At 67.5% G+C, this 7,349-nt stretch carries 6 protein-coding genes; 4 read left to right on the top strand and 2 right to left on the bottom strand.

Annotation, left to right across the window (positions count from 1 at the left end):
- The first annotated feature begins 133 nt into the window (after positions 1 to 133).
- The 4 genes from ACZ6DT_RS06685 to ACZ6DT_RS06670 all read left to right on the top strand — a co-directional run bounded on the left by ACZ6DT_RS06685 (position 134) and on the right by ACZ6DT_RS06670 (position 5,452).
- A complete protein-coding gene (locus ACZ6DT_RS06685; protein ID WP_465589686.1) occupies positions 134 to 1,210 on the top strand; it encodes a ribonucleotide-diphosphate reductase subunit beta in 1,077 nt (358 codons plus the stop codon).
- 257 nt (positions 1,211 to 1,467) lie between these two features.
- A complete protein-coding gene (locus ACZ6DT_RS06680) occupies positions 1,468 to 2,913 on the top strand; it encodes a cytochrome P450 (protein ID WP_465590561.1) in 1,446 nt (481 codons plus the stop codon).
- 209 nt (positions 2,914 to 3,122) lie between these two features.
- Positions 3,123 to 4,970, top strand: coding sequence for a putative bifunctional diguanylate cyclase/phosphodiesterase (locus tag ACZ6DT_RS06675; RefSeq protein WP_465589683.1), 1,848 nt, complete (start codon positions 3,123 to 3,125; stop codon positions 4,968 to 4,970).
- A 17-nt stretch (positions 4,971 to 4,987) separates the two neighbouring features.
- Complete coding sequence (locus ACZ6DT_RS06670; protein ID WP_465589680.1) at positions 4,988 to 5,452, top strand: peroxiredoxin; 465 nt, start codon at positions 4,988 to 4,990, stop codon at positions 5,450 to 5,452.
- Here the strand turns inward: ACZ6DT_RS06670 and ACZ6DT_RS06665 are convergent.
- Entirely contained in the window at positions 5,439 to 5,969 is a 531-nt protein-coding gene (locus ACZ6DT_RS06665; RefSeq protein ID WP_465589677.1) for a GNAT family N-acetyltransferase, read from the bottom strand. The two genes, ACZ6DT_RS06670 and ACZ6DT_RS06665, sit on opposite strands and share 14 nt — an antisense overlap.
- A gap of 138 nt (positions 5,970 to 6,107) precedes the next feature.
- Positions 6,108 to 7,316 (bottom strand): LCP family protein, encoded by a 1,209-nt coding sequence (locus ACZ6DT_RS06660; RefSeq protein WP_465589674.1) that lies wholly within the window; start codon positions 7,314 to 7,316, stop codon positions 6,108 to 6,110.
- Positions 7,317 to 7,349: the final 33 nt, after the last annotated feature.

Genomic DNA, 7,349 nt, shown 5'->3' with positions numbered 1-7,349 from the left:
CGAAAGGCCAGGAGGGGGGATGCGGGCTGCGTCCCCCCCCCCTCCTCCCCCCCCCCTCCCCCCCCCCCCTCCCCCCCCCCCCCCCCCCCCCCCCCCCCCCCCCCCGACCCCCCAACTCTCAAAGTGAGCCTTCATGACCACCTTTGACTCCGCCACCGGCGCCACCGGCCTCGGTGAGATCGAAGTCGGCGCCGCCCGCATCAACGTCGACGACAAGCGGATGATCAACGCCCGCGCCGACGTCAACCAGCTGCTGCCGATGAAGTACACCTGGGCGTGGGAGAAGTACCTCGCCGGCTGCAACAACCACTGGATGCCGACCGAGGTCGCCATGCAGGCCGACATCGCGCTGTGGAAGTCGTCCGACGGCCTCACCGAGGACGAGCGCACCATGCTCAAGCGCAACCTCGGCTTCTTCGCCACCGCGGAATCGCTCGTGGCCAACAACATCGTGCTCGCGGTGTACCGCCAGATCACCAACCCCGAATGCCGCCAGTACCTGTTGCGCCAGGCGTTCGAGGAGGCCGTGCACACGCACACCTTCCAGTACATCTGCGAAAGCCTCGGCCTGGTCGAGGGCGAGCTGTTCAACATGTACCGCGAGGTCCCGTCCATTTCGGACAAGGACGCGTGGGCGCTGAAGTACACGCAGAACCTGGAGAACCCGGACTTCGAGACCGGCACCCCGGAAGCCGACCAGAACTTCCTGCGTGACCTCGTCGCGTTCTACGTGATTTTCGAGGGCATGTGGTTCTACACCGGCTTCGCGCAGATCCTCTCGCTCGGCCGCCGGAACAAGATGATCGGGATCGCCGAGCAGTACCAGTACATCCTGCGCGACGAGTCGATCCACCTGAACTTCGGCATCGACTGCATCAACCAGATCAAGATCGAGAACCCGCACCTGTGGACCGAGGAGTTCCAGGCGGAGATCCGGATGATGCTGACCGAGGCTTGCGAGCTCGAGGTCGCCTACGCCCGCGACACCATGCCGCGCGGCATGCTCGGGCTCTCGGCCGAACTGATCGAGCAGTACATGCACTTCATCACCGACCGTCGCGCGCAGCAGATCGGCCTCGCGCCCATCTTCGGCGAGACCGAGAACCCGTTCCCGTGGATGTCGGAGGCGATGGACCTCAAGAAGGAGAAGAACTTCTTCGAGACCCGCGTCATCGAGTACCAGTCCGGTGGCGCCCTCGACTGGGACTGACCCTGCACACACGCGACTCACGTGATCGAACGGCGAACTCGCGTGATCAGACACGTAACTCGCGTGATTGAACAGCGAACTCACGTGATCAGACGGACGACACCCCGGGCGGGCTTCCTGACGTTCCGTGAAGGCCTCCTTGAGGGACCCTGGGTCCCTCAAGGAGGCCTTCACGGAACTTCCGCCGAGGTATTGTCAGAACGTCAATAAGGATGCGATGGTGGAGCGGCAGCGATCTCAGCGGGGAGATGGTCACCATGGCGAACGCCGTCGAAAAGGTCACCGGGGCACTGCGCGAGCGGGTCCCGCCACTCACGTCGATCCCCTTGCCGCGTTCGGTCGACCAGCGCTGGCTCGGCGCGACCTGGCCGGTCCGTGAACTCGCGCCCGCCCCGCCGGGCCTCAAACCCGTCCTCGGCGACGAAGGCCCGCCGGTCATCGGGCACGCGCTGGACTTCATGCGCTTCGGCATCGAGTTCGGCCTCAAACGCTACGAGACCTACGGCCCGGTGTCGTGGATGGGCGCGTTCGGCAGACGCATCGTCGCGCTCTCCGGCCCGGAGGCCACACAGATCGCGTTGGTGAACAAGGACAAGGCCTTCTCCCAGGAGGGCTGGAAGTTCTTCATCGAGCAGTTCTTCGACCGCGGCCTGATGCTGCTCGACTTCGGCGAGCATCACCTGCACCGCCGGATCATGCAGGCGGCGTTCACCCGGCAACGGCTCACCGGTTACGTCGACCAGATGGGACCGGCTCTGCGCGAGGGCATCGCCGCGTGGGCGGACCGGCCGAACCCGCGGATCTACTGGTCCCTCAAGCAACTCACGCTCGACGTCGCGACGCGCGTGTTCATGGGCATGCGGTCCGGCGACGACGCGGCCGCGATCAACCGCGCGTTCGTGAATTCCGTGCGCGCGGGCACGGCCATCGTGCGGTTTCCCGTTCCCGGCGGCCGCTGGGCGGCGGGCCTGCACGGCCGCAAGGTCCTCGAACGCTACTTCTCGGCGAACCTGCCCGCGAAACGGGCGAGCGACGGCGGCGATCTCTTCACCGCCTTGTGCCACGCCACCACCGAAGACGGTGATCGTTTCACCGACTCCGACGTCGTCAACCACATGATCTTCCTGATGATGGCCGCACACGACACGTCGACCATCACCAGTGCCGCGGCCGTCTACCACCTCGCCAAGAACCCGGAGTGGCAGGAACGTGCGCGCCAGGAGTCCCTCGCGCTCGGCGACGACGTGCCGGACATCGAGGCGCTGGAGACCCTGACGACACTGGACCTGGTGATCAAGGAAGCTCTGCGGCTGGTGGCCCCGGTTCCTTCGCTGGCGAGAAAGACCGTGAAGGACACCGAGGTTCTCGGACACTTCATTCCCGAAGGGACACTCGTCGGGGTCTCCCCCACCGTCAACCATTTCGCGCCGGAGTACTGGACCGACCCGATGCGGTTCGACCCGGATCGCTTCGGCGAGGAACGCCGCGAGGACAAGTCGCACCGCTACGCCTGGATGCCGTTCGGCGGCGGCGCGCACAAATGCGTCGGCCTGCATTTCGGGACGTTCGAAGTGAAGGCGCTGCTGCACGAGATGCTGCGGGCGTATCGGTGGTCGGTCCCGGAGAGTTACACCGCGCGCTGGGACTACGTCTCGCTGCCCGTTCCCGCGGACGGCCTGCCGATCCGGTTGACGGCCCGCTGAAGTCCGGCCGAACGGACATCCCCGATCGAGTACTCTTGGTAACGTCCGGTCACCACTCGTGTAGTAGCGATCACCCTTTCAGCCGGTAGACACCCCGGATCGCGCATGATGCCGTGGCACTACACCCGGTCGGCTCATACCTGGTGTGGGCCCATGAGTTCGGACACCCGGTCTGAGCTGGTCATAAACCGCGCATGAAGAGGTGAAGTGTGCCCGAGCCTGGTTCCGCGCCAGGGTTGGTGGACGTCGCTCGGAGATGGGCCGAGACGCTCGCTGACACTAACGGAGTATCGCTTCCCAAGGAGCAACTCGAACGGCTGCTGCTCGGCGTCGCCAAGGACGCCGTCCTGGCCGAGCCCGGTCACCAGCCCGCTGTGCAGCGCTTCTCCAAGCTCTATTCCGCCTCGCCCATCGGGATCGCGCTCGCCGACCCCAACGGCACGATCGTCGAGGCGAACGTCGCCCTCGGCAAACTCCTCGGCTGCCGTCCCACCGCACTGCGCGGACGGGAGATCCCCGATCTCGGCTCGGCCGACCACGACGTCGCGCGGCTGCAGAACGCGCTCTCGCAACTCATGACGGCCGGCAGGCCGACCCAGCAGGAACGCCTGTTGATCGACCACGGCGAGGAAGGTCCGCTCTGGGTCGACGTGACCCTGACCGATCTGCCGGGTGACCGGCCCGGTTCGACCTATCCGGTGCTGATGGTCGCCGACGCCAACGAGATCCACCTGCTGCAGGAACAACTGCTGCACCAGAACGTGCACGACCCGCTGACCGGTCTCCCGAACGCCACCGCCTTCGACAACGCCCTCGAAACCGCGCTCGCCGGGTCCGGCAGCGAGCAGGTGGCTCTCGTCTACCTCGACGTCGACGGCTTCAAGGTGATCAACGACGGTCTCGGGGCCGGCGTGGGCGACCAGGTGCTGCGCGGGGTCGCGAAGAAGCTCACGTCCGTCTTCACCGGCAGGCACAACGGATCGGTCGCCCGGCTTTCCGGCGACGGGTTCGCCGTCCTGCTGCGCGGCGACTTCACCTCGCCCGAGGTGATCACCCTGGTCGAGCGGGCCCTGGAGGAACTGGTCGAGCCGATCTACCTCGGCGGGCACGGTATCGGGGTCAGCGCGAGCGCGGGCATCGTCGTCCGCCCGGTCGCCGAAGGCGGACCCGAAGACCTGCTTCGCGCCGCGGAAATCGCCCTGCACCGTGCCAAGGAGGCGGGCAAGGCGCAGTGGATGCTGTTCGATCCGGAACTCGACGCGCGTGACCGGAGCCGCTACCAGCTCGGCGCGGTCATCGCGGGGGCGCTGGAGAACGGCGAGTTCTCGCTGATCTACCAGCCGACGGTCAAGCTCGCGAATCCCGACCAGCTGGCCGCCGTCAACGCCGGACTGCGCTGGAGCCATCCGGAGAAGGGCGATCTGGACTCGGACGAGTTCTATCCGCTCGCGCAGATCACCGGGATGACCATCCCGCTCGGCCGGTGGCTGCTGGCCGAATCGCTCGCCGCCACCGCGAGGTGGCGGAACAGGTTCGGCGAAGCCGCGCCCGACGTCTGCGTACGGCTGCCGAACCGGCTGGCCATCGAGCCCGATCTGGTCCTGCTGGTCAAGGAACAGCTCGACCGGCACAATCTGCCCGCCCAGGCGCTGCGGCTGTGCACGGACCGCGAGTCCGTGCTCGACGGAGACGGCGAGGTGCTCGACTCCTTCGCCGTACTGGCCGAGCTGGGCGCCCAGCTCGTGCTGACGATCTCCGGCTCGGACGATCTCGAGCTGATCCCGCGGCACCGGCTGCCGGTCCGCCACGTGATCCTGTCCGGTGCCGTGGTCGACGCGCTGGCCGACGGCGAGAACGAGGCCGACGTCCGTCATCTGTGCCAGCTGGTCGCCAGGGCCAAGGAGCTGAAACTGCGCATCGGCGCGGAAGGCGTCCACAGTCACGAACAGGCCGAGCGGCTCCGGCGGTACGGCGTGCTCGCGGCGCGTGGTTCGTTCGTCGCGGATTCGGCGACCGGGGACGAGGTCGACGAGCTCATCGAACGGCACGCCCACTGACGTGACAGGATCCATCCATGGACCATGGTGACATCGCCCCGGACTTCACCCTTCCCGACGACAAGGGCGAGCAGCGCACGCTGTCGGACTTCCTCGCGTCCGGGCCGGTCGTGCTGTTCTTCTACCCCGCCGCGATGACCAGCGGCTGCACGGCGGAAAGCTGCCACTTCCGCGATCTGGCCGCCGAATTCGCCGAGGTGGGCGCGCACCGGGTCGGGATCAGCCCGGACGCCGTCGCCAAACAGCAGGAGTTCTCGGCCAAACACGGCTTCGACTATCCCCTGCTGTCCGATGTGGACGGTGTGGTGGCGAAACAGTTCGGCGTGTGGCGCAAATTCAGCCCGCTGCACGCCAAGCGGCACACCTTCGTCATCGACACCGACCGCAAGGTGCTCGAAGTGATCAAGAGCGAACTGAAGTTCACCGTGCACGCCGACAAGGCGCTTGCTGCCTTACGCGAGCGCGACATCAAGGACGCTTGAGCCGCCAGATCCTGGTGATACCCGCGCAGGCGGGGGCGAGCGGCGGTTCGGTGGCCTCGTCGCCGATCATCGTGAACCCCAGCCGTGCGGGCACGGCGCCGCTCGCGATGTTGTCCTCGTCGTGCCGGATCTCGACCTCCGGCGCGCCGAGCCGGAAGGCCTCGTCGATCAGGAGTTCGGCGGCCCTGGTCACGAAGCCGCGACCGGTGTGGTGACGGCTGAGCCAGTAGCCGATCTCGATCCGGTCCGGATGGATGATCATGCCCGTGCCGCCGACCAGTTCGTCCTCGGCGAGGATCGCGAAATCGTAGGTCTTGCCTTCGGCCCAGTTCCTGGTGGTGTGCTCCAGGAAGTCGGCGGCTTCCTCGCGGCCGTAACCGTTGACGGCCCAGAGCATCCACGCGCCGAGATGCGCGGCCGAATCCCCTGCGACGGCGGCGAGGGTTTCGAGTTGCTCCGGCTGCCAGCGGCGCAGCGTGACGACTTCGTCGGCGAGGGTTTCGGCGGGCGTTTCCATCCGCCCATGGTGACTCGCCTTCGCTCCGGGCGCCTCCGGTTTTCGGGCGCCGGACTGACCCCGCAGACGCCAGGAACGGTCCGTTCCTGGCAAATTTCGCCAGGAACGGACCGTTCCTGGCGCCGAAGGCACCTGAAATCAGGTCAAGATCGCGCTGTCCGGGATTTCGGTGTCGTTCTTCAGCGCGTCGAAAAGCAGCTTCGACTTCGTCTTGTCCCAGTTCTCCGCCGAGCCGCTGGTCACCGGCACCGTCGTGGTGACGACGCCGCCCGAGGAGATCCCGCGCATCGCCAGCGCCAGCCCCACCAGGTTGTGCACGTGGTCGCCGGAATCCATCGTCAGCGCGTCGGGCCCCGTCGACAGCAGCGGGAACAGCGAGAACGGGTTCAGCAGGGTGCCGGGGCTGCCGATCTCGCTGACCAGCGCGCCGATGAACTTGCGCTGGTTGGCGACGCGGTCGAGGTCCGAACGCGGGGTCGCGTCGCTGTGCCGCATGCGGACGAACCCGAGTGCCTGCGGGCCCTGGAGGTCCTGGCAGCCCGCGGGGATCTTGATCCCGGTCAAGGTGTCCTCCATCGGCTTCTCGACGCACATGTGGACCCCGCCGATCGCGTCGACGATCTTCGCGAACCCGCCGAAGCCGATCTCGGCGTAGTGGTCGATCCGCAGGCCGGTGGCGCCCTCGACCGTCTGCGCGAGCAGCGCCGGGCCGCCGATCGAGAACGCGGAGTTGATCTTGTTCTTGCCGTGCCCCGGGATGCTCACCTGCGAGTCGCGCGGGAGGCTCAGCAGCGTCGGTTTGGTGCTGTTGGACGGGACGTGCGCGATCATGATGGTGTCGGTCCGCTTGCCACCGCCCGCGGCCTTGGAGTCACCGGTGACCAGCTTTTCCTGCTCTTCGGGCGTCAGCCCGTCCCGGCTGTCGGAGCCCACGATCAGCCAGTTGGTGCCTTCGGCCGAGACGGGGCGGCCGGAATAGTCGGCCAGCGCGTCGACGCGGTTGATGGAGAACTCCAGGTACACCCACACGCCGGCGAGGAACACCACGAACACGGTCAGCAAGGTGACCAGTACCTTGCCGAAACCCCAGCGCTTACGTCGCGCCGGCGGCCTCGGACCGTCGGCGCGACGGCCGGAAGGGGGCTGCGGCGGGCCGGGACGGCGCGGTGGCGGACCGGCGGGACGCTCCCGGCCCCCGTGCCCCATGGGTGCCGTCCGCTCGTCGTACGGGCTGGTGCCCCGGCCCGGCAGCGGCATCATCTGCGCCGGCTGGTGCCGCCGGGGGCGGCCGGACGGCGGCCGCTGTGGCGGCATCCGTCGCCCTCGGTCGTCGCCTCCATACGTCATGCCGAATCACCCGTCCCGATCTCGCGTGTAGGG

This window comes from Amycolatopsis sp. NPDC041971 (assembly GCF_055588925.1).
The sequence above is the reverse complement of the archived record's forward strand: the minus strand, read 5'-3'. Positions and strand labels throughout refer to the sequence as shown.